The sequence below is a fragment of the Coprococcus comes ATCC 27758 genome (assembly GCF_025149785.1).
Classification (GTDB): domain Bacteria; phylum Bacillota; class Clostridia; order Lachnospirales; family Lachnospiraceae; genus Allocoprococcus; species Allocoprococcus comes.
In genome coordinates, this window is sequence record NZ_CP102277.1 from 1,515,836 (window position 1) to 1,542,075 (window position 26,240).

A 26,240-nucleotide genomic window follows, 5' to 3' on the forward strand; every position below is an offset into this window, starting at 1 on the left:
GCCCTTAAAATCATATGGTTTACCTGCGTCGTTGGGACAATTGACGATGATTCATTGGGACGATTGACGGTAATCTGTGGTGACGATTTTCCCTTTTCCGCAGAAGCGCGAAGCAGGCAATAAAATATCGAAAATGAGGACCTATGGGTTCTTTCAACTCATAGGCTAAACCGCCATTCAGAGCTTGAACTTCGCTTTTTCTGGCACACAGACAAACGAGGCTTTCGTTCTGGTTATCGACGTCCCGGTGCCGACGCAGGGCTTTTTTAAGTACAAACAGTATGGTATTGTGGTATAATCCTACTACATCAAAAAGACCGACGTACAAAAGGGGAAAGTGATACCGATGTTCGAGTATGAGCAGGAGACCTACGGCAGCAAGGGCCGTGAGAGGATCCGTGCGGCGGCGATGGCCCACACGGGAAAGAAGGGGAAGGTCCTTCTTCCTCCGACGCGCCGCCAGAAGGCTGAAGGTCTCGATAAGGTTGAGGTTGATGTCTGCTTTGAGTCGGCGAGCAGTAATTTCCTGGTTTGTTCGACGTTGCCGACACGTAGGAACAAGCAGCATCGCATCACCGTGACGTATGCGCAGATCGCCAGTGGGGAAGTGAAAGTGAAATGGTAATCGATGAGACTGAGCTGGAGGGTCTGACCGAAGACCAGCGGGACGCCTACATTGCCCTGAAGGAGGGGCGTAACGTCTTCCTTTCCGGTAACGCCGGCACGGGCAAGAGCTATGTGCTCAACCGGTTCATCGATGACCTTGAGGCCCGTAGCGTTCCCTACACGGCGATGGCGCCGACGGGTATCGCGGCGCTCAACATGCACAATGGCTCGACCATCCACCGTACTCTGCAGGTGAGCGCCGGCGTATGCAACCCGTTCGAGAAGATTCGTCCCCGCAAGGTCCTGACGGTCGCGGAGGTCATCATCATCGATGAGATCTCGATGTGCCGCATCGACCTTTTCGATTACGTCATGCGCATGATCTCTGATGCGCAGGTCTCGTCCGGTCGAAAGCAGGTCGTGCTCGTCGGTGATTTCTTCCAGCTTCCCCCGGTCATCACGGAAGATGACCGTGCGATCCTCATGAAGCTGTACCCCGGCAATTTCGAGGGTTGGGCGTTTGAATCCGATTACTGGGACGGATTCGACTTCGAGCCGCACATCCTGAAGAAGGTCGTGCGCCAGGACGATCCGGAGTACATCGGGAACCTGAATCTCGCGCGTAACGGCGATGAGTCATGCATCCCGTATTTCAACGAGCATTCCGTATCGGATCGCAAATACGCGCCCAAGGATGCCCTGTTCCTATGCTCGAACAACAGGCTTGCATCGAATATCAATACGGAGAGCGTGTCGGAGCTGAGCGGGAAGAAATACACCTATCAGGCCAGCGCGACGGGAAAGGTGAACAAGGGAGATCGCGCGGCCGACGATAAGATCACCCTATGCGCCGGTGCCCGCGTCATGTCGCTCGTCAACGACCCCGAGGGTAAATATGTCAACGGCTCGCAGGGCACGGTCGTGAAATGCACCAAGACGAGCGTGACGGTCGCCTTTGATGCCAATCCTGACGAGCCGGTGAAGATTGAGGCTCACACGTGGAAGATCCTCAAATCGGTTGTCGAGGAGTTCGTCGACCCGAAGGGCAAAACGAAAAACAAAGTGACTTCTGACACGGTAGGTGAGTTCACGCAAATTCCCCTCAAGCTTGCCTACGCCATCACCATCCATAAGTCCCAGGGTCTTACCTTCGATCGCTGCACCGTCCACACGAAGACCTTCGCCGCCGGGCAACTCTACGTCGGTCTGTCCCGTTGCTCCAACATCGAGGGGCTTACCATCTTCCCGAAGATGGAGAAGAACCGACTCCATGCGAGTCGCGAAGTCATTGACTTCTATGCGCGTATGGAGAAGAAGGCGAGTGAGGGCACAGTCCAACTGGAGTGCCCACAGCGGTTCAGCGAGCAGGTCAAGGCCTATATCGCCGACCTTCTGGAGAAGGAGAAGGCTGCCGAAAAGCAGGCCGCGCCCGTCAACTCAGCTGTCGAGGAGGCTCTTCCATGGGAGCGCGAAGACGCACCCGGCAGGGACTATCAATCCACGTGGAATCAGTTTTAGGGAAAGGTATTTCAATGCAAATCGAGACTGTCGCAAAAGAGGGGTTTCTGCCCGTCCGTGTTCACCCGACGGACGCTGGCGCCGATCTACGCGCCGATATTCCGGAGCCGGTGACGCTCCAGCCGCGCGAATCGACCTTTTTCAATACCGGAATCGAGGTCGCCATTCCTGAGGGCTATTTCGGTGCGTTGGCGATCCGCTCCAGCCTTGCCTGCAAGCATGGTCTGATGCTTGCGAACTCTCTTGGAATTATCGATTCGTGCTATCGGGGTCCCGTAAAGGCGAAGTTGGTGAACATCGGAAGGCGCCCCTACACGATCAACCCCGGGGACCGTATCGCTCAATTGCTCATTATCCCATGCGTCCATGCAACGTTTGTCCAGGTTGACGAACTTCCTGAAAGCGATCGCGGGACAGGCGGGTTCGGCAGTACGGGTGCCCAGTAGGCAAATGGTTGAAATGACGGGCTTCTTTCAAGGAGCCCGTTTTGCTTGGCGAGAGGTGGAGAGGTATATGGTGTTGGACCGAGTGCATACCGAGAAATCGGACAGCGGGGATAGCATACGCCCGTTGCGCATGCTTTCGTACATCACTGCGGCAATGGTATCGATTTTTGTTGCGTGGTTTACGGGATATATCCGTATAGACGGGACGTTGGACACGGACGGCTGGTTCCTTTTGGCAACGGGACGTGAGATTGTGCACAACGGGATTCCCTTCGAGAACCCGTGGTCACTGGATTCCGGGCAGGGCATTATTGTCCAGCAATGGCTGCACGATGTATGGCTTTATGGCTGGTATTCCCTTGCGGGCTATACCGGCGTCGCCACATCGGTGGTGGTTCCGCTGGCGATAGCGGCCATCGCCTATTATTTTTTAATTGAAAGGCTGACGAGAGGTTGCCGACACCAAGGGATCACTTGGCTGCTGTATGCGGTCGGTTTCTTTTATATGTTTACCTACATCTCGATACGGCCTACCTTGTGGTCTGCCGGTTGCCTGTTCGTGACGTTGAATATCCTCTTTGCATGGCACGAGGACGGTAACGTTCGGGCACTTTGGCTTCTTCCGGCAGTCACCTTGCTTCAGGTGAATCTTCAGGCGGCGATGTGGCCCCTATGTTTGGCGGCGTGCCTGTCTTTCCTTTTACCGGAAATAGGGGAACTGCATATCAAGACGTTTAAGACCGACATGGTCGCCTGGTACACCTATCGAATTCCTCTATTGAGGGCGTGTCTCTTGATGTGCATAGCCTCACTTTTCAATCCCTACGGATTCGGCGGGGCGATCTACACAGTGCTCTCTATGGGAGCCGCGTCCTACGGCAATGTCATTAGCGAGATGCGTCCATTTATCTCAAGTCCGAATGATTCCTATGGCATCGTCTGCACGATGGTGTGTATCGTCATTCCCGTTGCCATCGCAATCATTAAAGGAAAGGTTCCGAACACCGGCGTGCTTGCATTTTGGATTGCGGCGATGGTGATGGGCGTTCTGAAAATCCGGTGTTTTTGGATTGCCTGGACGGTTTCTTTTGTTGTTTGCGCCTATCTGTGCGGCATTGGCAGAACCGGCATCGAACGCGAGGAAGAGGGCAGCGCGATACGGCTGATGCCCGTCCTGTTTATAGGAGTGCTGTTGGCGACCTCGGTTTTAAACGCCTCGGAAGCGGCCAGTTCTTTGGATGGCACGACGGCGTCTGGGTGGTCGGCATTCGATCAAGAAACGGCACCGATTGTCGACGCACTAAAGGGTACGGATGCACGCATTTTCTCCAGCGACGATACCTTGATGAATTATTTTGAGTGGGAAGACATAAAGGTAAGCTACGATATGCGACCCGAAATCTGGGCTAAGGCAATTGCCGGCGAGCGTACCCATGATGATTACAAGCGCTATGTCGATGTCGTGAATGCAAAAAGCTTCAAGACGCTTGATGACGGATATTGGGATGTGGCTATCATTCGAAAGGATGAGCAGCGACTATTTGAAAAAGAAGTTAGGGGAAGCGAGAAGATTGTAAGTACTTCCCGGTATTGCCTATACAGGCTGAAATGAGATCTGGGTTTGATTGCATTATATGGTAGTACCGTGGTATGATTGATTTTGTAAATCATACATAATGCAAAAGGGAGGTAGGGAAATATGATCTGGTTTACTAGCGATACCCATTTCGGGCATGAGAACGTGCTGAAGTTCACCGACCGCCCGTGGGAGACGATTTGGCAGATGAACGATGCCATCGTCGACAGCATCAACGGCAGGGTTGCCGTGGACGACGAGCTCTACATCCTGGGGGATTTCTCATTCAAGATGACCGCCCAGGACGCCTATGCCCTGCGCAAGCGGATCGCCTGCAGGCGCATCCACCTCGTCCCGGGAAACCACGACAAGGACTGGACCCAGCCGGCGGTCGCTGGCGCCTTCACCGTGGAGCCGCCGATCTGCGTGCTCAAGATCGACGGGCAGAAGATCGTCCTGAGCCATTACCCCATGGCCGACTGGCAGGGTATGGGCCATGGATCGTGGCACCTCCACGGACACATCCACAGCGGCGGCGGCGCGTACAACGAGTTCAACCGCAAGCAGGGCCTTCTGCGCTACGACGTCGGTTGCGATGCCAACGGGCACTCCCCGGTGAGCCTCGACGAGCTGAGGGAATGGTTCGCCGGAGTCGACGAGCCGTGCGACCGGGTGAAATGGCCCTGGTGGGTCAACGAGACCGGCGACAGGCAGGTCGAGCGCGAGCTGGCGGCGTACAAGCGGAAAGAGCAATCGTAATAGACAGAAAGAAGCCCCGGTAGACAACCGGGGCTTTGTCAAAGGATTCCGCTGCGCGGGTTACACCATGTAATGTGAGGGGGTATTTGCGATAAACCAAATTCCGCAGCGGTGAAAAAATGTCTGTACAGAATGCCAGACCCATTACAGATCGGAATGAAAAAGAGAAGAAATTTACCGATCTCGCAAACAAACACGATCTGGATAAGAGATATGCAAAGAATTGCCGTAACTCTTTTCTAATTGTGTACTTTTAGGGGTATCGACAGGGTGATTCGCAAGCGCTTGCGAATTTAGAGGAAAGAGAGAGTAGTGACGACGATAAAGGAAAGTGATCTTGACCGACTGCTAAATTTGATGGTCAAGATTAAGATCATTGAACACCGCGGCTCTGATGCGAGCACAGAACGCCGGTGGTTGCGCTACCAAATCGTTGAAAGCTGTCAGGCGAATTGCTGCACGAGAGACGAGTTGATGAAACAGGTTCGGGATACATATGACATACGTTACCCGGATGGACTTTTTGTCAGCCGCACAACCCAATAGGTACACGAAAACAAGCCTTAAAGTTTTTCAGCAAGAATCGGATCAAGTTTGTTCTTGATACAGGTGATTGACAGATCGTATTTACCGTTCAGATGCGAAACAACAGGCAGCGACATCAGATGTGGAACTTTCACTCCGCTGATGCATGCGGCCTGTAGTTTCTAAAAAACGGTTTCGGATTCAACCATTAGACACCATTCCTTTAATCCTGGTCTTCTGATTACATCTTGTTTTCGAACGCCTTGATGAACTTTTCGATGTCATCAGGTGAGACAGACGAATCGACATGAGCGTTCCGGGGCGGTGAGGAGTGCCCGAAGAAAAGCACCTTGAGGCCGTGGAAGACTGCCATGATCCCACGGATGATGAGCATGATGATGCAGCCGACGAGCCCGAGCACACAGCAGATCAAATCGAAGATCGCACCGACGAAGCCCGGACCGTACCGAACGATGAAGATCAAGATCCTTAAGATCAGAGTGAGAATCGGCGGACCGAGTATAAAAAGTAAAAGCCATTCCATTTGAATTCCTCCAATACAATTAAGTCTAGTTCTATACACTTATATTATAGCACTTTGGTATTAGAAAAGAAAGTCAACCAGAAATTCAAAGATCATACAGAAAGGAATAGGCGGCCTACGCGAAACCGCGCAAGCCGCCTATTCCCTGTGCTGCAAAACGTTCTGGATAGGGAAGGAACGTAGAATAAATTATAGCACTCTTCTACAGGAGAGGTGTGCCTAGTCGTCTTGCTCGCTGACCTGATCGTTGCGCAATTGGTCGCGTTTCATGGTCTCAAGGACGGTCGGAGGCAGGCCCATCCAGCCGGCAATGATCTCATCGGGCAGCTCCGGATTGGCATTCTTGATGAATTGGCTGATCTTGCAGGCACGCTCCGTGATTGACGCGCTGCGTCCGTTGCTGAAATACAGCAGCTCTTGGCTGAAGAACTTGACGCCGTTGACGAGCTCGCCGCCCTGGCGCCATTCGACAAGTTCGCCGTCAAGGGTGATTTTCGCCACGTCCTCGAGTTCCCTCTTGGAAATCAGGCGGATGCGGGTACTCGCCTTGAGGAGTGCATTGTTGAGCGTGGCGTTCTTCTTCTCGTCGAGCGATGTCACGGCATTGTCCTTGTCATGGATCTTCGCATCGTACCAATAGACGTCGACGACAAGGCCCTCATTCGAGTTCTTGTCTTCAAGCAGGTCGAAGCGGATTGCGAATTCCGTGATCAGGTTCATACCGTCCCTCTTGAAGGGATCGGTCGCCGTGAAGGTGGCGGTGTCGAACACATCGATCTTGCCGGTCTGATAATAGGTTATAAGTTTCATAGGTCACTTTCCTTTCTTCCATAGCGTAAATCATTATAAATCAGCGAGCATGACGAGTGGATCATAGGCGTGCTTGCACGCCGCACAAAAAGCGGTCTGCCATCCGAATGGAACGACAGACCGCATGTCTGATTGCACTAAATCGATGACAACCTAATGCTCAAGATTGTCCTTAGCGGGCGTGGCCTGGCTTTGACCGTCCAGCTTTTCGGACGCGCCGCGGGCGGATGCGGTCTTTGCGCCGAGACTCTTGCCCTGCTCGCGCTCGGCATCCTTGCGCTCGAAGAAAGCATCGCGGGCGGCCTTGTTCGCCTTGGACGCGGCGAAGGGATTTACGGGAATGGTGCGTGCTTCCTTAGATTCGTGGTTGTAGAAATTGACCTCGATCTTACCGTCCTTGAGCTGAGTGCTCGGAAGTCCGACATTGATCTGCTCACCGTTAGCTTTCTGCTCAGCAGCCTTGAAATACTGCTTCTCGGTGAGGAACACGGTCATATGGCCGGAGATGCCGTTCTGATCGCCGAGATCGATGCCGTTTGCGACAGAACCCGGCATGAAGCGGCAATCTGCCAGATACATCTGACGGTCGTCCTTCTCGATGACCTTGAGTTTGACCTGGTTGTTGAAGAACTTGAAGTTCGTCCAGGTCGTCTCTTCCTTGACATTGGTGTTCTTATTCTCGTTGGACATAGTAAGACTCCTTACTGCAATCTTGTCTCGACTCAATGCAGGCTTCCTTTCAATACAAACCTCCATATAAGGCTAACGTTGTTAATGTGACAGCGCAATAGTGCGATAGTACATTACCTATTATGCTATCATAATATCATCCGACCATCTCAAATAGAAAGTCACCACCATGCAAGTTCTTACTTCCGCGTTCTGCCGCGAGCTTTTCACGTCACTCGGTTTCGCTTACGACGATATACGCCACTGCGATCTCGATGCCCTCCAGGGCTATATCGCCATCGAGTGCGCCAGGTCTCACCGCGCCGGGATGACCCCGCACTTCATGACGCCACGTCGGAAGTCTGACAGTCTGTGCTGCAAAATGAAGCCGGAAGGCGGTCTTGAGAAGGCATATATCAAGATCGACTGTCTTGACCAGTGGAACGGTCGCGAGGCGATAAGCTTTAACTCTGACGGTTTCATCGGCTTCTGTGGATGGGCCGACACGCAGAATAGCCAACCGTTTCTCAATGCTTTTCGACGTTGGCTGACTGAATACATGTTGGAACGTTCGCGCTAATTTCAAGTGCCTAATTATGGTGTCGTAGTATTGTGATACAATTGCTTTCGACGATAAATAAAACCTGGCTGATAGGAGTGGCTATGGGCAAAAGGAAAGTGACCGATAAAGACATCCGTTCGATTGAGTTTGCAATTGATAGTGTGTTTATCGGTTCATCGGAAAAGGCCGCAAAGCAAGCTTTACATTCTTTGGTTGAACAGGCAGACGAGGCTGGGAAGCTCCAAAACGATCTGGACTCTCTGCGCCACGAGTTCAACACGCTTGAAGGCGAATATAAAAAGATATCCCGCCGCTTCAAAAATTTCCGTAGGCTCTGCCACGCGATGGCGCGTAGGGAGATTGTCGATGCGGACGGGAAGCCGATTATGTTCGGCGACATTCTGTATGGTGAGGACGGGCGTGCATGGACTGTTCTCGGACCGTATACCAAACGTTGGCTTTTTGTCAGCGGTGTGAATCTCGATGGCGAACCGGTCAAACAGCCTGTCATGGCTAAATGGATGACTCGTGTACCTCGCAAAGCAGAAGAGAAGTAGTGCGATCTCAAGCTGATAGGTCTAAAGAGTCGTCTTTTCCGGGCGACTCTTTTTTAAGCTCGATAACCGATGAGCTGTAGATAGGTTAAAGGGGAAGGTCAACTAAATGGCAAAGCTAATCGTCGGTCAAAATGACCTGGCGACAGTCAATCCGGATTTGGCAGCGGAGTGGCATCCGACGAAGAATAACTGCCTTCTACCGACGCAGGTGACTGCCGGATCCAACCGAAAGGTCTGGTGGAAAGGAACGTGCGGGCATGAGTGGGAGGCGGTAATCGGAAATAGGAGCAGGGGAATTGGATGTCCCCATTGTTCAAAGAGACATGTCGTCGAAGGCGTTAACGACCTCGTCACGGTGAATCCAAGCCTGGCCGCCGAATGGCATCCCACGAAGAACGGTAGGCTTCGCCCGATGCAGATTGCCGGAAAATCCAACAAGAAGGCGTGGTGGTTGGGAAAGTGCGGGCATGAGTGGGAGGCTGCCATATATTCAAGGACGGCAGGGAAAGGCTGTCCCTATTGCCATGGCAAAAAGGAAGGGTAGTGCAAAATGGAAAAAGCGGCGATCGGTACCAATGATCTCGGGATGCATATTGTCATCAGGCCTATTTCAAAGGATCTTCTCTCAGAAGCCGAAACCGTTGGAATGGAAACCGGAAAGATCAACTCCCTCTTGACGGCGCGGAGGCCGATAACTCTCCTTGATGCTATATCCGCGCTTCCTCCGTTGCTGCCGTCATCGGCTGATTCCATAACTGGCAGGCGGTTATACAGCGTCAATGAAATAATGTCCGGTTCATGTGGCATACACTTTGGACCGCCTGTCCCTGAATTGCTCAGATATGAAACCGAGTTGAGCGCGAACACAGTCTTAAAATCAAGCATAGCTTCGGCACGTCATGCAGCCAAGCAAATCCCCTGCAATGGTCAATGGCTCACGGACGTACTCGGTAACGCGGATCCAGATTCTACTATGGTCGCGGTGGAGACTCTTGCCGATTGGAGCATGGCGCGTTCTGTCATCTTCTTGGTTGCCAAGCTGCTCAGTTTTCTTGCTGCCGGTTCCGATGCACCGATGGAGGACACGGGTTTCGCTCGCTGCTATGTTGAGTGTCTTGATAAAACGCTCTGGTGCATTCCATTTGCATTTAATCCCTTTTTTTCATCGGGGAAAAGAGGCTGCAGGCTGTTAGCGGATAAGTTGACGGATTATCGTTCCTATCAGCAGCTAGCCAGCATTTTGACTCATCGGGAAAAGATCGGTGATTTTGGAACCGAAGATATCTATGCCGAAGTATTCGGATCCACCTCTTATGAAGAGAGCGGAGCGACCTTTATCCTTACATCGTCTGTTTCTTCCAAGAAATATGCAGGTCTATTCGATGGGTGGAACGACAAAGCAGAAAGGAACTATTTGCTTTGTACGCAAGTTGGCTATACGCAACGAAACGATGCGGAAAATATCATAAACGCGATGATCGACTCCGTCTCGAGCCTTGTTATTTCTGACGGTCAGATAAGTCTGGGGTGGAAAACCGACACGTCTGCATGGTTTTCCAGTCGCCCGGTGCCGAGCGTGAAGCGCAATTCCCTGTTCGCAGAATTGCTATATCGGATTGTCTACAGGGACTCTTTGAACATCGGTATTTGTCGGAATTGCGGGGCACCGTTCCTTCAAAGTGGAATCGGATCCTTGAACGATGTCTGTTCGCAAGCGTGCCGAATGACTCAACGCCGTAGAAAAGGATTGGCATAGGAATTGAGACTGCAGATACCGTTTCTGGGTTATCACGGAAGACAATGATTGGTTTTGCAGGAAAGTTTTTGGGAATTTTCAAAACTAACCGGTAGAAATATTGGTAGCAGCTATACTAAAGATGACGCGAGGGTGCGCTTAACGGTTTTGCAGAACCGGCGCCCTACGTGGATAGAAACAGGTTTTGAGGCTTTCACCTCGTCACTGAAGTCGTCCTTGCAGGGGCGGCTTCAGTCATTTAATAGGTCGAATTTAACGACCCAGAATGATCTGCACGGTCGTTAGCAGAAGCGCAACGACTAAAAGACGCAGCATGTCCATATGACCACCTCCCCGAAAACTCGGGTAGGGCTTCAGCGCACCCCGCGCCTTTGCTGATTGTATCAGGTATCATTTCGTCCTGCAAAAAAGACCCCGGATTAAACTCCGAGGTCTTTCTTTTTACCGGTAAATTCTCACCGCTAGTGTCGTAGTACTATGGTATAATCTATTTACCGTATGGAAGAGAAGAGGAACGATGCCCATTACTCCCAATGACCGGCTACATCGACGACCCAATGCTGCCCCGTAGCCTTCTGTTCATAATGTCCCTGGTCTTCAGAGGTAGTATACGAATCATTGATTGCAGAAGCTCCATTAGGGTGTTGTGCATCACCGTAGGTAGAGATAACATGATTGTCCATTTCGGCTGCTGAGTTAAACGTTGCATGGCATACAGAGCACATCCAACGTTCATGGCGCGTATACACTACATTCGGTACCCAGACCTGGCTGTAATCTGTCTCCCAGTGGCCCTGCTCGGCAACCCACTTCTTCTGGCTACCGCCGTTGGAAGAGGAGTTATTGCTGCCAGAGTTCTGAGAATTACCGGAATTCTGCTTGGACTGGGAGGAATCGCCCTTGTTGTCCGACTTCGAGGAATCGGAAGACTTGTTATCCTCCTTCTTGGAGTCATCGGACTTCTGGTCCTTGTCGTCGGATTCTTTCTTCTCCTCGGTCTTGGTTCCAGTCGAGATAGGGGTTCCGTCCGGTTTCTTCACGGTACCGGCATTCTGGTCATAGCCCTGGTCATGCACGCCATCGGTGGACCAGATGTCATCGGCGATCACATGTCCGCCGGATCCGTTGATGATGTCGACTGTTGATCCTCCGGTCGGTGCCTTTGTGACATCGTATGCGACGGCGACCTTGATGTTGCCGTCCTTGTCGGTGGTAACCCACGTCACATCGACGGCACTGACGCCCTTGATTTTCTTTCCGTTGAGTACGGCAGCGAGGGCGGCGGATCGGCGTGCGGTCGAATCTACCATCTTGGCTGCATCGTCCTCGGAAACCTGGGTCACGAGGACGCGGCCGCTTTTGGCCTCGATTCGTACCTGGTCAGAAGCGATTGACAGATCGGCATCGTCCAGCTTGAGCGTTGCGCATAGCTTGGCGATATCGGAAGTCGACAGATTGTCCGTCTTTTCCTCAGAGTTATCCTTGACCGGTGTGACGGTTTGCTCCTGCTCGGCCGGCTGAGTGTTCGCTGTCTTATGGGAACTCAACGCGAATGCGCCGATACCGAGGCCGGCGATGAGCACGACGCCTGCGGCGATCGCGATGATTTTCTTGCGCCCACCTCGGTCACCGGTCGACGTATCCTCATACATCGGAAGTTCCTCGGTGAGGCCGGCATCGTTCTCACCCTCGGTGGGGATGGGATCTGTCGGTTTCATATCGCCGCTGTCGTAAACGGGCGGCTCGTTGTTCATGTTCATATCATCCATTTGCATATCCTCCTTATGCTGTCTTTGGTGCTTCATCCTGGATGGATGAATTCGGGAGCGGTGCGATCTGAACGATCGGCTTGCTTCCCTTCAGGACGACGACCGTTTTACCAGTCGTCGCAACGTCTTTTGCGATGCGGGAGAAGTCCCGTTTGACTTGCGAGATTCCAAGCATCGACGGAATATCGTTGTCCATTGTATCGCCTTCTAAAACTGAGCCTTTACTTATTTCTACAGTTCTTATACCCAATAGCGCTGTTTTTAACTTCCTTTTTTGAGTTATTTTTAGCTCAATTGAAAAGAATAGCTCTATTCGTGTATGTAGTATTATACCACTTTTGTACTGTGGTACAAGTGTCAAAGGCTTTACTGGGCGAAAATAAGAAGCGTTCTCGCTCGACCGCCCGTATTCATCGAAGAGCAGGTGACGAGTGTGATTGCGCGGGTTGCGTTTGCAATCGTGGCGTCGCAGTCATCGCTGACGGCGGTCGCATCTTTTTTCATATCCGAAAGCCACGACCGTACTTCCTCTGCGGAAGAGAAATCGAACGTCTGGATTGGCTGGTATTTCTTGTCGACTGACATCGCCATGACCGGCTTGAGCATCTGCCGTCCTTTATCGGGAGTGAACCAATACATCTCGCCGATCTTGTCGAATTCCGCTTGCCTATAGGTCGCGAAAATAGGGGAGAAGATCTGACCGGTAAACCCCATGTGGTGTCCGTATACGAGTGCGTGCGGTCCGTCTGCCGTACACCTTGCGTCCAGGTATGGGCAACCGGCGAATGACGGGTTGCGGTCGAAATCGTGTCTCAGATAGAAGTCCGCGGGGTCTCCCTTACGTGTATTTACGACGGGAAGGTCGATAGCTGTTCCCTCGACCCTGAGCCACGCCGCGATATCCTGGTTACGGCTGCGGAGCATGGACCAATCGATTCCGTCTGCCGTCTGACCCTCAGCAGCCTTTGCGAGGCTATCGTATTCCCAGCCTTCTTTAACCGTCTCTCCTCCGAGCAGAAGGGCTGCGGCCGCGGATAGGATGCAGATGCCGAGCAGCATCCCGTTAACGATCCTGCTTATCCTTTTTCTTTTCGTCATATTCAGTTCCTTTCCTTTTTAGTGAAAAAGGGGCCATCGGGTTACCCCGAATAGCCCCTTCAGTAGGCGATGGAAGTCCCTCTTAAAGGTTACTCCATCATGTCGTCGGCGTCATCGATTTGATGGCGCTTGCGGTAGATATACGTACCGCCCGCACCGGCGGCGACGGCAGCCGTGATTGCGGCGCCGATCAGGATGTTGCGGCCGGTTTGAGCCATCGAGGACTTGTCGCTGGTGACGGTGACGGTCTGGTTCGCGTCGTCGATGTCCTTGTGCTCGGCAACGGTCTTGTCGACGGTTGTCTTCTCGCCGGTCTCCCTGTCGGTTTCCGTTTCCTTGGTGGTCAGAGTCTCGAATGCCACGAGATCGTGACCGTCCAGATGTGTCGTATCGACGGTGAACTTGACCTCGACGGTGCCGTCCTTCTCCTCCGGAGTGAAGGTGACGCTCGAGCTGAGTGGGTTACCGTCCCCATCGGAGAGGGGAGCGCCGGTGGTCTTATCCATAAGCGTACCGGTGACGGTATGCTCAACGCCCGCCTCGATATTCGTGTAGGAGACGGTATCGGTGAGCTCGACCTTCTCGCCGACCTTGACGGCGTGCTTGCCGTCTTCGCCGGTGAGTGTGGTGCCGATGATGGCGGAATCGGACTTCGGGGTCTGCTTCACCTTGTCATCGTCATGGTCCTCGAGCTGGTCCTCGCCACCGCCGTTGCGGTAGAGGTCGACCTTGGCGTAATTCTCCAAGGAGTCGCCATCGCGGTAATCGTCGGTGACCTTCATATGGACAATGGCCGGTGCATAGTCACCGGAAACACCCTCGCTGATCTTGAATTGACCGGCGGCGAGGTCGACCTTGGTCTCCTTGCCGTCCTTATCGGTCATCTTCGCGGTGGCGGACCCGTCCTTGTTCAGGGTGAAGGAATAGACGGTATCCCCGTCCTTGCAGGTATAGGTGCCATCCTTATGCTTGATCTTACCGCCGAGACCGTTATTGCCGAATGCCGTGAACTTGCCGGAGCCGTCGAGGTCGACGAGGATGGAGACCCCATCGGAGTACGAACCGTTGCCCTTGGCGGTCTCGATTGCGTCGTTCACGTCGTCATGGGAGTCCTTGATGCCGTCACGGTCCCAATCGTCCTCACGCGTGGTGAAGCCGGATTCGACGCGCCCGTACTCGAAACGGATTGCAGTGACGTGCTCGCCCTCGGCAAGCTCGAGGTCGGACACCTTAAGGTCCTCGGCCTCGGTGGTGGACACGTCGGCTTTCCAAAGCTTCCAGCCGGTGTAATCAATCTTGCGGCCGTCTTCGCCAAGGGTTTCGGAATTGGACTCGTCGGTGAGCCACGGGTTGCCGTGTCCGTCGGAAAGGGTCTGGTTGGCACCGGATTCGTCGGAGTAATCGGATGGTGTCTGATCGGTCTTGTACCAGACGTTCATCTTGCCGTATACGGCGGCGACACGGACGGTCTGGCCGTAATCGTCATCGGTGTACTTCGGCTGGTTGTAGCCGTTCTGGAGCTGGCCGGATGGGTTGACGCCGACATGGCCGCAAGTCAGGTTGAGGTTTGCGGCGTTGGGGATCTCCACGCCGGAGGACGTGGTCTGCGCGTTGATTGTGCAGGTGCGCTCGATGGAGTAGTTGCCGGACTGCAGGGCGGAGACATCCACGCCCTGGGTGCCGAGCGCCTGATAGATGGTCTTCGCCTCGTAGCGGCCGCCGGACGGGTTCTCGACTGCCGGCATGGTATGGCCGCCGGTCGCGGTACCGGTGTACTTGTTGTGGCCGGCGGTGTGGAAGGTCATGCCGACATATGGTGCTGTATTGAACTTCCAGGTGCCGATGTTGTTCACGTTACCGGCGAATGCCTTGGTGGCGATAGAGGTGAGGAAGTTGCCGACAGTCTTGCCGGTATCGTTCGTCAGCTTGACCTTGACGGTGCGAACACCGGCCGGAGCGAGTTTGAGATCGAGCGTACCGGTGCCCTCATCGTAGGACCACATGTCCATATCGCGGGTGTACTCGATGCCGTTCGCGATGACGGAATCGATCGAGCTGTCTTTCAGCGACTCGCGGGCGGCCTTGTCCTTGGCGAGAACGATCTTCGTGTCGGTGGCGAGGATATCGACCTTGGCGGTTCCGTTCTCGGCGACATCCCCGTCCACGCCGTCCTCGGAGATCTTGACGCTGATGCTGTTCTCTGCGCCCTTGTCTGCAGTTGCATAGAGCAGCTGGATACGGGAGGAAGCGACTTTGAGCTCGCCCTTCTTGTTCTTCTCGGTGTACTTCTTCGGCACATAGATGAGACCGGTGGCATCGTCGAACACGAATCCGTCGCGCATCTTGGCGTCGGCGTTGTTCTCGGAGGCGCCCCAATCGGCAAGGGTGGCACCGGAGATGCGGGAGCCGGCGTAGCCGACATAGTAGTCGGAATCCTCGTTGAGGTCATAGAGAATTGCATGGCTGACTGCATTTGCTCGCAGCGCGTCTGCATGATCCGACATGCCATCGCCATCGTCGTCGGCCCAGAGGTTATCGAGAGAGGCGTTCGGGAGGATATTGGAGTCGACGACCGTGGTGGTCACGGTGAGTACATCCTTCTTCTCCAGCTTGTCGCCGAGTCCGACGTACTTGGAATCGGCGTTCTCCTTGATATAGGTCTTCTCGTCGATAGCCTTGTTGGCCTTACCCTCCTTGACCTTCACGGCCTTGAGGATGGAGGAGCCGTTAGAACCGTTCTCGTAGAACATGGTGGAAACGGTGGCGCTGCCGGTCACCTTGAAGGTGCCGATCCCGTCCTTGAGCGAGACGGCGGAGGCATCGTTATCGGAGTTATTGAAGACGGAGAGGCTGTCGGCGAAATACCCGTCGGCGGGAGAGGCCTTGATTGCGACCGTCTCGCCGACATTCACCGTAATGGTCTTGGTGTCGTCGTCCCTGCCGACAAACGACAGGCTGCCGTTCTCGGTATCGGCGAGGGTGACGGTTGCCGTCTTAGTTGAAGTATCTGCATAGGCCGTACTCGGCGCGAATGCGGCACCGAAGCTGCCCAGGCATTGCGACAAAACGAGTACGGTACCGGCGGCAACGGTCGCAGCGCGGCGACCGACGGCCTTGATCTTGCTGAACATGCCTCCTCCTTTCTTTTGCTTGCTCAGAAATGGAGTAGATGAATTAAGGGATTATATCGCATCGGAAAATGCCAAGACAAAAAAGAAGCTGAATGATCGGCGCAACGAAAAGATTTCTACTCTAAATAGAGCAATTTCCGAGAAAAATGAAGAAATCATATTTGAACTCATGGCTGATGATCTGAGAGAAGATGGAGACAAACTTAAATCACAGCTAAAGGATTTTGTGAATTTTATTCCCGGTAGCGGTAAAAGGTAAGTGATTCATCGTCTACGGAGTATACGGCAAATTGCCTGTCAGCCATTTCGATTCCTTTCTCTCGGCCTACGGCAATATGATTGCCTGACAAACGAGAAGGTCTTGAAACCGCGGAATCTATGGTCGAAATTGTTTCAGATGAACGATATGGACAAGCCATACCACTGGTTTAAATCTATCCTTACATTCAGCCCCACCATAAAAGACCGGGCTTTCCTGTTTGCAACTCCCCAGGTTGAAACGTGGTTGTTTGACAAGAGGTATGCGATTATTGAAACGGCACGTGAAGCGGGCTATTTGCAAAGGCACCGCGACGTGGAAATTGGTAAAATATCAAATCGATCCTCTTGAATACGCTGCAAGACTTGCAGCCGGAAAAGGAAAGGAATGATGCAAGACATGAACGAAACAGACAACAACCTTATAGTTATTTTTGCAAAACGCAATGGCTGCGAGGACGAGAATGATTACTGGAATTGCCGGTTGCAGGACAGACCAGACAGAATGCGAAAGTGCAATGTACCTGATAGAAGTTACCAAATTGCCTACAGCGTCCGGCACGGGCGCCACGCTCGCCACGACCGCTGCAAACCCAAAAGCTTCCGCTGAGATAGGGATGTCTTTCACCCCGTTTTTAATCTTATCTAGCATGAAATTCCCTAACCTACTTGAACGTTTATAGTTATCGAAAATTATAGCGCGGCAGACTGTAAAAAGTTACCGGTATGTCCGGGATTATGGTGGGAAAAAGAAAGCAGCCGGGGTGCAAATCTGCACCCCGGCTGCTTCATGTCATTAAGCTGATGCTCCCGGTTACATGATTTCCATGAGCATGCTTGCGGTTGGAATGATGAGCGGGGGAAGGATGAGGACGAGCACGGCGATCAGGAAGAAGACCAGCGGGACAGCCATCTTCGTCGAGAGCTTGTTGATCTGCGCGGTCAGCGCATCGTAACGCGCTTTGCGTGCAAGCTTTGCCTGCGATTCGAGGACGCCTGAGATCGAGGTACCCTTTCTGGTCGCCTCGATCAACGCCGCGCAGAAATATCCCATGAGCGGCGAATCGCATCGGCGGCGCATATGGTCCAGGGCATCTACGCGGGACACGCCGAGGTGCGAGATCTCCATATCGGTACGCGCGAACTCGTCTGCCAGCGGACCGAGGGCCTTGTTCTCGGCAAGCTGCCTGAATCCACGCTCCACGAGCACGCCGGCTGAGACGGAAATGGTGAGCAGTTCAAGTGCCGGTGGCAGATAGCGATCGATCTCTTCGCCGCGCGTCTTTCCCGCATGCGACAGCCAGACTCCGCAGACCGCCCATCCGCCGACGGCGCCGATGATTCCGACTAGGAGTGCCATCGCGATTCCGTATCCGCCCACGAGGGCGGCACCGGCGAGCATGATGGCGGTGAAGATCGTGATCCCGAGGGAGATGGCACGCCAGGTCGATGGGGTTATCTTTAACCCTGCCAGGTCGAGCTTGTCCTGCAGCTCTCGGGATTCCGACAGCTTGAGCGGGATGACCTTTTCGAACGCCTCTCCGGCGCGGTCGATTGCCTCGGCGATCTTCATGCGCTGCGTCGGTTTGGCGTGCATCCCCTTACGGGCGGCGATGGACATCCTGGCGCGCGCCAGCGGCTTGCGGAAGGGCTCGCCGGCGAGAACATAAGTCATACCGCCGGCAGCACAGGCGAACAGGAGCACGAGGAGATATTGGATATTCATTTCGATTGGCTCCTATTCCACGTCGATGTCTGCCATTTTGTAGATGATGACGGAGCCCGTTGCCGCAAATAGCACCACGACGATCAGCACGGGAATGCCGAGCGGGTCCTGCGTATAGAAATCATATGCCTGCGGAATGCCGACCATGATGATTGCGAACAGGATGAGCAGCATCACGATAAGCGCCTTCATGGATGCGATTACAGATGACGTCTCCGACTCGATATGCCGACGGAGCGACAACCGGGCGTCGATGGTGTCTCCGATGCGCTCGAGCGAGTCAGCCAGCGATCCGCCAACCTCCTTGTGCGAAGCCACGGCGGCCTGCAGGAGGACAAGGTCCTTGCTGCCGGTTCGTTTCGCCATGTCATCGAGCGCGGCGACGATATCGCCATCGATCTGCATTGCGCCGGCACAGGCCAGGAGCTCGGATTTCAGAGGGTCGTCTGAATTCTCCCCGACAGAGCGCAGGGCTCTTTCAATCGAGGATCCGGCACGCATGTTTTCCGCGACCATGGGAAGCGACCGCGCCAATTGCTCATCGAATCGTGCTTTTCGGCTCTTTCCGCGGGAACGAACCCACAGCTCGGCAATCAGGGGCCCGATGAGGGCGAAACCGATTCCGATAAGTCCAAGGGCCATGAATCCGATAAGGGCACCCGCTCCCGCGAGCAAGACGAGGAGGAGAATCCACGTCTTGCCATTGACTTCGATACCGGCTTCCGCAAGACGCGGAAGGGGCGTGGGAACTTTTTTGTCCTTATCGTCCGACTCGCCGGTTCTAAGGGCAGTCGAATTCCTCATGCGGCGTACATCGCCGGCAGCCGACAGCCCGCAGAACAGGGAGTAGAGGCCGACGGTGATGGAAAGCAATAGGAAGAAAACGCTCAGCATCATGATGATGACGGCAGGTTCCATTACCAGACACCGCCTTCGAACCAACGGGGGTCGTATTCCGCGTCCGCGTCGAGGATCTTTTCCTTTAGACGCGCCGGCTGGTATCCAGTGGCGACATGCCTGCCGTTTTCCGGCGAGCCCTCCCAGTGGAACAGTTCGTTGCGGGTCACGTTACCGTCGGAAAAGCCCTCGACGGCCGTGATGGACTCGATACGGCGGTAGCCGCCCCTCCAGCGCTTCACCTGCACGACGACATCGATCGCGGCACCGATCTGGCGGCGGATCGCCTCCATGGTCATGTTGCCCTGGCTCTTCAGGATCATGTTCTCGATACGCGTGAATGCACCGGCGCAGTCGTTCGCATGGATCGTCGTGAGCGATCCGTCGTGACCTGTCTGCATGGCCTGAAGCATCTCGTAAGTCTCATCGTCACGGCACTCGCCGACGACAATACGGTCGGGACGCTCACGGAGTGCGCCGACCAGGAGCTCATGCATCGTAAACTCGCCCTTGCCCTCTGAGTTCGGTGGGCAGGCGACGCGAGGGATCACGATGCGCTGTTTCAGCTGCAGTTCTCGCGTATCCTCGATGGTCACAACGCGCTCGTTATAGCCGATGAAGGCGGAGAGTGCGTTCAGCATCGTGGTCTTACCGGAACCGGTGCCGCCGGAGATGATGAAGTTCGCACGGGCCTTGACGGCCGATTTGAGGAACATGTACATAGGCTCGCTCATGGCACCGCGCTCCAGCAGGTCCTCAGCGGTTAGCTTGTCCTTGCTGAATTTACGGATATTGAGCGACCAGCCGTTGGGGGAGACCTTCGGGTGGGCTGCGTGCACACGGGAGCCATCGGCAAGGGTGGCGTCCATCTCGGGAAACGAATCGTCGCAGCGGCGGTTCGCCTCCTCGGCGATACGTCCGATAAGCCGACCGACCTCATCATGCGAGACAAGGTCGATACCGGGGCAATCGACGATCTGGCCGTCCACTTCGGCGCGGGCGACCGGCGTGATAAATGTTCCATTCGGCTCGACGCCGACGGGATCGATGAAGATCTCGGCGACCTTGGGATCGTCCTGCAAAGGCTGAAGGGGACCCAGACCGATGAAATCGTCAATGGTGCTTTTGATGATGTAGCCGATCCAGTTTTCGTCGGAGATACCGAAATCGGCGCACACTTCATGGGCGACACTGTCGATCTGGGCCGGAAGCGCCTGACGGTCGATCGCGCCGCCGTCGGCCATGGTCACGCCGAGCAGGTCGCGCATCTCCTGGCGGATGCGCTCCTTGATCCTGAAAATGGTTTCGTCTGCCATGGGCTACTCACCGCTCTCGGTGGTATCGGCAGAAGAGGGCAGGGTAAGGGTAAGGCCACCGGCGGTACGGATCTTACCTGCCTGCTCGGGCGTGACTTCGAGCGTCACGGTGCTATATCCGTCGGAGGAGCCGCTACCGGAGCTGAAGTTGCCGTCGAGGGCTGCGATGCGTACGGAGTCGGCGATGACGGTGAACCCATCGCCGCCGAGGGAGCCGTCGTTGGGCTGGATGACCTTGACCCTGTCGTTTACACGGAGCATGCCGCCCATGCCGGACTGGGCATCGACGGAGATGGTCACGGCCTCCATGCCGTCCCCGATCGCGGCGGCAAGGGACTCAGGGTTGTCCTTACCGGCAGTCGATGCATTGGTGAGCTGGGAGCCCTTGGCGATGTACTGGGTTGCGACGCGACCGACGGGAGTCTTGGAGGAGTCGTCGATATCCTTCTTGGTGATTGCGCCGTCCGCCACCGTGCTGTTCGGGACGGAGACGAAGGCAAGGTCGCTTGCGGAGATCTCGTCGCCGGCGTGGATGGTCTTCGTGGCTGCGACGACTTCGGTGGTGCCGGAGAACGCTTCTGCGATTCGATTGTTGGCGTCGATCTCCGATACGACGGCGACACCTCCCGCGAGGACGGCGATGACAGCGAGGCCGGCGGTGACCTTCTGCAGGCGGGAGACCTTCACGGCGATCTTCTCCATGCCCGTGAGGTTCGGAGCATTGGGGGACGTGGCGCCGCGGCGGCCGGCTGCCTTCTTTTGGGCTTTCGCTGCCTTGGCTTCTTCTTTGGCCTTCTTCTCGGCCTTGCGTTCGGCACGGGACGGCTTCGATGGCTTTGCAGGCTTCTCGCGCTTCTTTTTCGGCTCCTGTTCCTCAGTAGGTTCAGAATCGGTAAAGAAGCTGGAGGACTCCATCTCGTTGACGGGAATGTACTTGTCGGTCTCCTGTGGGGGATTATACGGAAGGGGCGAGGCCTGATGGTACGCGGTTTCCGGTTCTGGCTGGGATGCGGTGGCATCCTGCGCCGGAAGCGTGGCAGTCGTGTCGGGTGCCGGCTGGCGATACGGATTCACGGCAGGGGAGGGCTGGTCGTAGACCGGATGCGGCTCGGATGCCGATGCAACCGGGACATATGCAGGCGGATCATAGGGGGCGGGGTGCTGCACTGTAGGTGCCTGAGGGCGCTGCGGAACCGTCTCTTGAGCCTTCTCGGCAACCGTATCGGGCGTCGGTGCGGCATATGCCGGCATAGCCGTAACCTGCGGCTGATAGCAAGGTGCGACAGCCGCGACCGGCGCCTGCTGGGACATGCCCGGCTGGCTGGCGGCTTGAGGTGCTGGAGACTCGGGCTGCGGAGCCTGTGCAGTCTGCGCGTCCTGCATCGCCTTGTAGGATGCGGCGTGGAGATTCGCGATCAGGGCGGCTGCATCGCCTGCCGAAAGCTCGCCTGAACGGACTTTCGCGAGGATCGCATCGGTATCGTTGGTGTCTGGCATGGTGTTCCTTTCTCGCTTTCCTATGTAGAGATGCCGTCAGACACGCGGCATAGCAAAAGGATATCAGGCATTGGCACATGATGTCGCCTGATATCCTTTCATTTTAGCTCATTGGGAAGGCTATTTATTGTTCGTTGCCTGGTTGACGGCTGTTTTCATCTCGTCGATCACTTCTTGCGGAAGCTCTTTCGTAGACGTGTACTCCTCGTATTCAGGAGTGTCCGAACCGGCTTTGAAGGAATACTTTCCGTTACCCGAATCCGCCGGTCTCCATGCCTTTCCCGCAGTGTAGGGGACGGCATGTGCCGTGACGTGCGATCCGATGGGGATATTGAAATCTCCGAGCGAATAGGTCGCAAAGTATCCTTTCAAGGACGATTTCGTCTGGATGCCCCAGGCCCACGCGCGTTTGCTCTGGGGGATGGCCGAGGAGGGGGCTTCATAGAACCAGACCTCGACTTCGCCGTTGAACCCGTTGGCACGCAGGGACTTGACGGCCGCGGTCGCGATTGCGAGACCGGGGTCATCGGAGTTCTTCGCGACAAGGAGGTTCTGCGACGCCATGGTGGCGTCCCTGGCTGCGGAGCAGTCATTTGTCTGGGCGTTCTGCTGGTCGAGGGCTGCGGAGAGCTCGAATGCGAAGCCGAGTGCAATGAGGAGTACGAGCATGATGATGACGTTCAGGATGTTGATTGCGCCGGATTCGCTGCGGACGCGCGTCATCGCGACACCTCCATTTTCTCGGAAACCGGGACCTCCACTTTGATCGTTTTCGACATCTTGATACCGTCGAAGCTGCCGACCGAAATCAGGGTCGGGATTTTATAGTCGACGGTCGATTCGAGAAGCGCCGTGGTGCTTGATTTCGAGATGGTCGTGATTCCCGTGGAACCGGTATCGGTGACGGTGGCCTCATCGGACCTGTCCGAATAGGAGACCTTGGAGTTCGTCACGGTGATGTTGTCCTTGACGATACCCGGCGTGTTCGATGCGAGTTCGTCCTTTACCGCCTGATTTACATTTCCGGATGCGATTGCGGCGGAGAAATCGGACTTCATCGCGGCCGACTCGATTGCGGCGCTCATCGCGGTGCCCTCATATGCTATCAGGCAAACTTGGATAAGACAGAATGCGAGGACGATGAGCATGGGGAGGACGATGGCGGCCTCGAGGACTTCCGAGCCTCTTTCAGAATGGGTCCTTACCACGAGGACGCACCTCCTTCCACCGTTGCATCCTTTAACTCCACGGCGTTGGATTCGATCGTCATGCCGCCTCCGAACCCTCCGGCGGCATAGATCGCATCGCCGAGGACGGTCTGTGGCTGGATGGTCACGGATACGGTCGCGGTGCATTTCCGGGTGGAGACATTCGACTCCCTGTCCGTATAGGACGATCCGTTTGAATCGGGAATCCGGTGCGTGTACGCTTCCCTCTCGGCATCCGAGACATCTGTCTCGATCTTCATGTTTTCAGCGAAAAAAGAGGAGGCGGCATTTACGGCCGCCTCCTTAGCTGATGAGGCATCGCCGCTGGGGTTTACGGCGAGCTCTCGGGCGGCTGCATGGGCGGCGTTGTCGACAGCGGTTGTCGCCGCCGAAATCTGGCCGAATTCCATGGCAGCCATGGCAAAAATCAGGAGGAACGGGACACCGAGCGCAAATTCGATGATTGCGGCGCCCGATTCGGACTCCGGTTTCTTGAAGATGCCTTTCACGTCCAGTTCCTCCTTGGTTGCACATTTCTCGATTCTCGAAACAAATACCTTAGTAGTATGGTATTATGCTATCAGAGAGAAAGGAGGTTGACTACTTGCCAACGCCGTTGATCGAGGTATTGGCAGCGTTGCGGGCAGACTCGAACCAGGAGGAGATGGAGTTGCCAGTCTTGGTCATCTGCTTCTGCATCTGGTTGCCGAAGGCGATCAGAGCAGCGCCGATGATGACGGCGACAATGGCAACGATGACGTACTCGACGGTGTCGGCGCCGCCGGCGATCTCACCGGCATAGACGCGATTGCGGATAGAATTCATGGGATTTCTCCTTCCTTTGTGTCCATTCGGACGGTTGCAAAGACTCTATTCTCAGTTGTTCCTCGCAGATCGGCTACTCCTAACTTCTCTGCGGGGGACAGCGGGATAGACTGCTACATGATACACCCAAGGGGCACGCCGGTGCAAAGCCAGACGAGCAGGAAAGGCCCCATGGGTACGCGGCTTTTAAGGGTGATCTCTTTCGCACGGTAGCGGGGGATGTAGTTGGCGAGCATGGCGATGCACATCGCGCCCATGCCGTATACCGTGCCGTGGAACCCGCATGCCGTCGCGATCGCCGGGACGAGCCTGCGATCGCCGGCACCGACTGCATCGGCGCCGCCGGTGATGCGGAAGAGATGGTTGGTGATGGCGAAAATCGCATAGATACCCACACCGCACAGCAGGTTGCCGATCAATCCGCTTACACCGCCGTGCCCGAACGCCGTAAGTACGGCGAGAGGGTATGTGGCGATAGACAGGCCGAAGGGCAGAACGCGTGAGCGCTGGTCGCACATCGCGCCGACTGCCGTGACGAGAATCGAGGTAATCCCGCCGAGAAGAAACAGCAGCGGGGAGTGGAGGTTGCCGGTCATCCCGACATAGCAGGTCGCGGCGGTACCGAGACCGACGGCAAGGGAAAGCATGGCGGAGGTCATCTTGGAGACCGGTGCGACGTAGCGGGCACGGTACTCCTCGACGGTCTCATAATCATCGAGATTCACGCCATCTGGCATGCGGCTACCCGTCTCGATAAGCGCCTCGACTTTCTCACGCATGAGTTCCTTGGTGCGGACGAGCCTCATGGCATCGAGCCACCAAATCGCAAGGTCCCGTTCCTCGCGTTTCTCGGCGCGTTTGCTCGGTTCGCGGTCTGGATTCTCCACCTTGAACTTCTTGTAGACTTCAAGGTTCTCATCCCACCAGGAAAGGATCGCATCGCGCTTGCGGCCCAGGATGCGCCCGCTGATGGCTGGGAGGGCGAGGCTGCACACGCAGCCCGTCAAGCCGCCTGCGGCGATTGCCGCGACAGGTGACTTTGTGAGCATGCCGAGTGCGATAGTGAGGGTTTCGCTCGCAGCGAGGACGGCGACAGGCGTCGCGTCATATGCCTCCCCACAAGAGGGCTTCATGGTTTCATTCATAAACACGCACTTTCCTTTTGGTATTTCTCTTGGGCTATTATACCGACTTCGTCTCATAATTCAATGAGCAGATGTCGCGAAATCATTTCTTATTTTCCTTTCTCATCGGTTCCCTTCTTTGTCGGTATGGGTGGATATCAATCCTACCGAAATAGAGATGGGGTGAAGTGGTAGAATCTTACAAAAGCAACCCTACGGTTTATAGAGTAGAAAGGGCAACCATGGGACAGGACTTCACAAAAGGCCTGAACGTATGCATCGGAAACTACGGTTACTACAACGAGGGTAGCCTTCACGATGCATGGATCACCTTGCCGAAGACGGAAGCTGAGATTCGGGACTTTCTCCATCTCAACCAACTGCAGGATTCACAGCATGAGGAAATCTATATCTCTGATTATGATGGCATTCCCTTCGGCACGAGGCTGCTCTTTAACGAGTTTTGCCATCTCGAGGACTTGAACCTGCTTGCGAAGCAGCTCGTCACGGCAAACCCGGCCGATCTGGAGAAGGTGGGCGCATGGATTCAGGCGAATGACACTCCTGAAAGTCTTGTTGGGCTTATGAATCTCATCGAACAGGCCGACGACATCCCATTTTACAGCTGGGGATACGATGGTGCTTACGACAAGGATGAGTTCGGTAATATGATCTATACCACGATGTCACCGGAGAGAAACTACGGGTACGAGATGGTTGAGCAGAATGAGGAACTGAAGCATATCCTCGACAGTTCGAGCCAGATTGAAAGTGCCTTTGACTATGAGAAATACGGACGGGCTTACACCGAAGGTGGCGAAGTCACCGTTCTTGAGGACGGCTATATCGATAACTGCGCTGACGGACCGGACGAAGATTATTATGACCGTGACGAGTTGGTTTCCCTTATCGGCGACCGTTATGATGCGCAGTATCCTGCGGGCTCGTCCAAAACGGCGGACCGCAGCCTGGGACATAAACAGGAAGTCAGCCGCAATGCCTCCGAATTGCTCAATGACGGGAAACAGGCTATGGAGACTCCATCCCAGGAGCATTAACCGGA

At 54.9% G+C, this 26,240-nt stretch carries 27 protein-coding genes; 11 read left to right on the top strand and 16 right to left on the bottom strand.

All coding sequences use genetic code 11. From position 1 onward, the window contains the following. Positions 1 to 346 precede the first annotated feature (346 nt). The 5 genes from NQ556_RS07445 (at position 347) to NQ556_RS07465 (ending at position 4,905) form a co-directional block, all read left to right on the top strand. A complete protein-coding gene (locus NQ556_RS07445) occupies positions 347 to 625 on the top strand; it encodes a hypothetical protein (RefSeq protein ID WP_044998673.1) in 279 nt (92 codons plus the stop codon). Next, entirely contained in the window at positions 619 to 2,124 is a 1,506-nt protein-coding gene (locus tag NQ556_RS07450) for an ATP-dependent DNA helicase (RefSeq protein ID WP_008370709.1), read from the top strand. Before NQ556_RS07445 ends, NQ556_RS07450 begins: the two co-directional genes overlap by 7 nt. A gap of 14 nt (positions 2,125 to 2,138) precedes the next feature. Next, positions 2,139 to 2,570, top strand: coding sequence for a dUTP diphosphatase (dut, locus tag NQ556_RS07455; protein WP_044998672.1), 432 nt, complete (start codon positions 2,139 to 2,141; stop codon positions 2,568 to 2,570). 4 nt (positions 2,571 to 2,574) lie between these two features. Next, positions 2,575 to 4,182 (top strand): hypothetical protein, encoded by a 1,608-nt coding sequence (locus NQ556_RS07460; RefSeq protein WP_204575926.1) that lies wholly within the window; start codon positions 2,575 to 2,577, stop codon positions 4,180 to 4,182. An 87-nt stretch (positions 4,183 to 4,269) separates the two neighbouring features. Then, on the top strand, positions 4,270 to 4,905 hold the full coding sequence (locus tag NQ556_RS07465; RefSeq protein WP_008370706.1) for a hypothetical protein: 636 nt from the start codon (positions 4,270 to 4,272) through the stop codon (positions 4,903 to 4,905). A 766-nt stretch (positions 4,906 to 5,671) separates the two neighbouring features. Here the strand turns inward: NQ556_RS07465 and NQ556_RS07470 are convergent. The 3 genes from NQ556_RS07470 to NQ556_RS07480 all read right to left on the bottom strand — a co-directional run bounded on the left by NQ556_RS07470 (position 5,672) and on the right by NQ556_RS07480 (position 7,474). Next, the gene (locus NQ556_RS07470; protein WP_118372735.1) at positions 5,672 to 5,974 is read right to left on the bottom strand and encodes a hypothetical protein; all 303 of its coding nucleotides are present in this window, start codon (positions 5,972 to 5,974) and stop codon (positions 5,672 to 5,674) included. A 219-nt stretch (positions 5,975 to 6,193) separates the two neighbouring features. Continuing rightward, positions 6,194 to 6,784: a hypothetical protein gene (locus NQ556_RS07475; protein WP_008370702.1), complete on the bottom strand. Its 591-nt coding sequence runs from the start codon at positions 6,782 to 6,784 to the stop codon at positions 6,194 to 6,196. A 153-nt stretch (positions 6,785 to 6,937) separates the two neighbouring features. Beyond that, on the bottom strand, positions 6,938 to 7,474 hold the full coding sequence (locus NQ556_RS07480) for a hypothetical protein (RefSeq protein ID WP_044998671.1): 537 nt from the start codon (positions 7,472 to 7,474) through the stop codon (positions 6,938 to 6,940). 169 nt (positions 7,475 to 7,643) lie between these two features. On the opposite strand from NQ556_RS07480, the gene NQ556_RS07485 reads away from it, so the two are divergent. The 4 genes from NQ556_RS07485 (at position 7,644) to NQ556_RS07500 (ending at position 10,328) form a co-directional block, all read left to right on the top strand. Beyond that, on the top strand, positions 7,644 to 8,033 hold the full coding sequence (locus NQ556_RS07485; protein WP_147574954.1) for a hypothetical protein: 390 nt from the start codon (positions 7,644 to 7,646) through the stop codon (positions 8,031 to 8,033). An 83-nt stretch (positions 8,034 to 8,116) separates the two neighbouring features. Further along, positions 8,117 to 8,572, top strand: coding sequence for a nucleotide exchange factor GrpE (locus NQ556_RS07490; RefSeq protein ID WP_044998668.1), 456 nt, complete (start codon positions 8,117 to 8,119; stop codon positions 8,570 to 8,572). A 106-nt stretch (positions 8,573 to 8,678) separates the two neighbouring features. Beyond that, positions 8,679 to 9,116: a zinc-ribbon domain-containing protein gene (locus NQ556_RS07495; RefSeq protein ID WP_204575928.1), complete on the top strand. Its 438-nt coding sequence runs from the start codon at positions 8,679 to 8,681 to the stop codon at positions 9,114 to 9,116. A gap of 6 nt (positions 9,117 to 9,122) precedes the next feature. Next, positions 9,123 to 10,328: a hypothetical protein gene (locus NQ556_RS07500; protein WP_204575930.1), complete on the top strand. Its 1,206-nt coding sequence runs from the start codon at positions 9,123 to 9,125 to the stop codon at positions 10,326 to 10,328. A 524-nt stretch (positions 10,329 to 10,852) separates the two neighbouring features. Here the strand turns inward: NQ556_RS07500 and NQ556_RS07505 are convergent. The 4 genes from NQ556_RS07505 to NQ556_RS07520 all read right to left on the bottom strand — a co-directional run bounded on the left by NQ556_RS07505 (position 10,853) and on the right by NQ556_RS07520 (position 16,326). Further along, a complete protein-coding gene (locus NQ556_RS07505) occupies positions 10,853 to 12,097 on the bottom strand; it encodes a flagellar basal body-associated FliL family protein (protein WP_243426642.1) in 1,245 nt (414 codons plus the stop codon). Positions 12,098 to 12,110: 13 nt separating this feature from the next. Beyond that, positions 12,111 to 12,293 carry a hypothetical protein gene (locus NQ556_RS07510; protein ID WP_008370689.1) on the bottom strand — a complete coding sequence of 61 codons (183 nt, stop codon included), beginning with the start codon at positions 12,291 to 12,293 and terminating at the stop codon, positions 12,111 to 12,113. Between the two features lie 170 nt (positions 12,294 to 12,463). Continuing rightward, on the bottom strand, positions 12,464 to 13,195 hold the full coding sequence (locus NQ556_RS07515) for a class B sortase (RefSeq protein ID WP_204575931.1): 732 nt from the start codon (positions 13,193 to 13,195) through the stop codon (positions 12,464 to 12,466). 89 nt (positions 13,196 to 13,284) lie between these two features. Continuing rightward, entirely contained in the window at positions 13,285 to 16,326 is a 3,042-nt protein-coding gene (locus NQ556_RS07520) for a VaFE repeat-containing surface-anchored protein (RefSeq protein WP_147574950.1), read from the bottom strand. Here NQ556_RS07520 and NQ556_RS07525 point away from each other — a divergent pair. Next, positions 16,310 to 16,585 (top strand): hypothetical protein, encoded by a 276-nt coding sequence (locus NQ556_RS07525; protein ID WP_044998661.1) that lies wholly within the window; start codon positions 16,310 to 16,312, stop codon positions 16,583 to 16,585. The genes NQ556_RS07520 and NQ556_RS07525 overlap by 17 nt on opposite strands. An 813-nt stretch (positions 16,586 to 17,398) precedes the next feature. On the opposite strand, the gene NQ556_RS07530 is transcribed toward NQ556_RS07525, so the two are convergent. From NQ556_RS07530 to NQ556_RS07570, 9 genes are all read right to left on the bottom strand, one after another. Further along, complete coding sequence (locus NQ556_RS07530) at positions 17,399 to 18,310, bottom strand: type II secretion system F family protein (RefSeq protein ID WP_008370673.1); 912 nt, start codon at positions 18,308 to 18,310, stop codon at positions 17,399 to 17,401. A gap of 12 nt (positions 18,311 to 18,322) precedes the next feature. Next, complete coding sequence (locus tag NQ556_RS07535; RefSeq protein ID WP_008370671.1) at positions 18,323 to 19,228, bottom strand: type II secretion system F family protein; 906 nt, start codon at positions 19,226 to 19,228, stop codon at positions 18,323 to 18,325. Then, positions 19,228 to 20,523, bottom strand: coding sequence for a CpaF family protein (locus tag NQ556_RS07540; RefSeq protein WP_008370668.1), 1,296 nt, complete (start codon positions 20,521 to 20,523; stop codon positions 19,228 to 19,230). Before NQ556_RS07540 ends, NQ556_RS07535 begins: the two co-directional genes overlap by 1 nt. Positions 20,524 to 20,526: 3 nt before the next feature. Further along, positions 20,527 to 22,020 carry a Flp pilus assembly protein CpaB gene (cpaB, locus tag NQ556_RS07545; RefSeq protein ID WP_008370658.1) on the bottom strand — a complete coding sequence of 498 codons (1,494 nt, stop codon included), beginning with the start codon at positions 22,018 to 22,020 and terminating at the stop codon, positions 20,527 to 20,529. Between the two features lie 120 nt (positions 22,021 to 22,140). After that, positions 22,141 to 22,743, bottom strand: coding sequence for a hypothetical protein (locus NQ556_RS07550; RefSeq protein WP_008370657.1), 603 nt, complete (start codon positions 22,741 to 22,743; stop codon positions 22,141 to 22,143). After that, the gene (locus tag NQ556_RS07555) at positions 22,740 to 23,228 is read right to left on the bottom strand and encodes a TadE/TadG family type IV pilus assembly protein (protein ID WP_008370655.1); all 489 of its coding nucleotides are present in this window, start codon (positions 23,226 to 23,228) and stop codon (positions 22,740 to 22,742) included. The genes NQ556_RS07550 and NQ556_RS07555 overlap by 4 nt, the downstream gene beginning before the upstream one ends. After that, positions 23,222 to 23,737 (bottom strand): TadE/TadG family type IV pilus assembly protein, encoded by a 516-nt coding sequence (locus tag NQ556_RS07560; protein WP_008370654.1) that lies wholly within the window; start codon positions 23,735 to 23,737, stop codon positions 23,222 to 23,224. The genes NQ556_RS07555 and NQ556_RS07560 overlap by 7 nt, the downstream gene beginning before the upstream one ends. Before the next feature lie 91 nt (positions 23,738 to 23,828). Beyond that, the gene (locus tag NQ556_RS07565; RefSeq protein ID WP_008370653.1) at positions 23,829 to 24,053 is read right to left on the bottom strand and encodes a hypothetical protein; all 225 of its coding nucleotides are present in this window, start codon (positions 24,051 to 24,053) and stop codon (positions 23,829 to 23,831) included. Positions 24,054 to 24,166: 113 nt separating this feature from the next. After that, positions 24,167 to 25,198 (bottom strand): hypothetical protein, encoded by a 1,032-nt coding sequence (locus tag NQ556_RS07570; RefSeq protein WP_008370652.1) that lies wholly within the window; start codon positions 25,196 to 25,198, stop codon positions 24,167 to 24,169. A 221-nt stretch (positions 25,199 to 25,419) separates the two neighbouring features. Here NQ556_RS07570 and NQ556_RS07575 point away from each other — a divergent pair, with 221 nt between their 5' ends. Continuing rightward, a complete protein-coding gene (locus tag NQ556_RS07575) occupies positions 25,420 to 26,235 on the top strand; it encodes an antirestriction protein ArdA (protein ID WP_008370651.1) in 816 nt (271 codons plus the stop codon). The last annotated feature ends 5 nt before the right edge of the window (positions 26,236 to 26,240 follow it).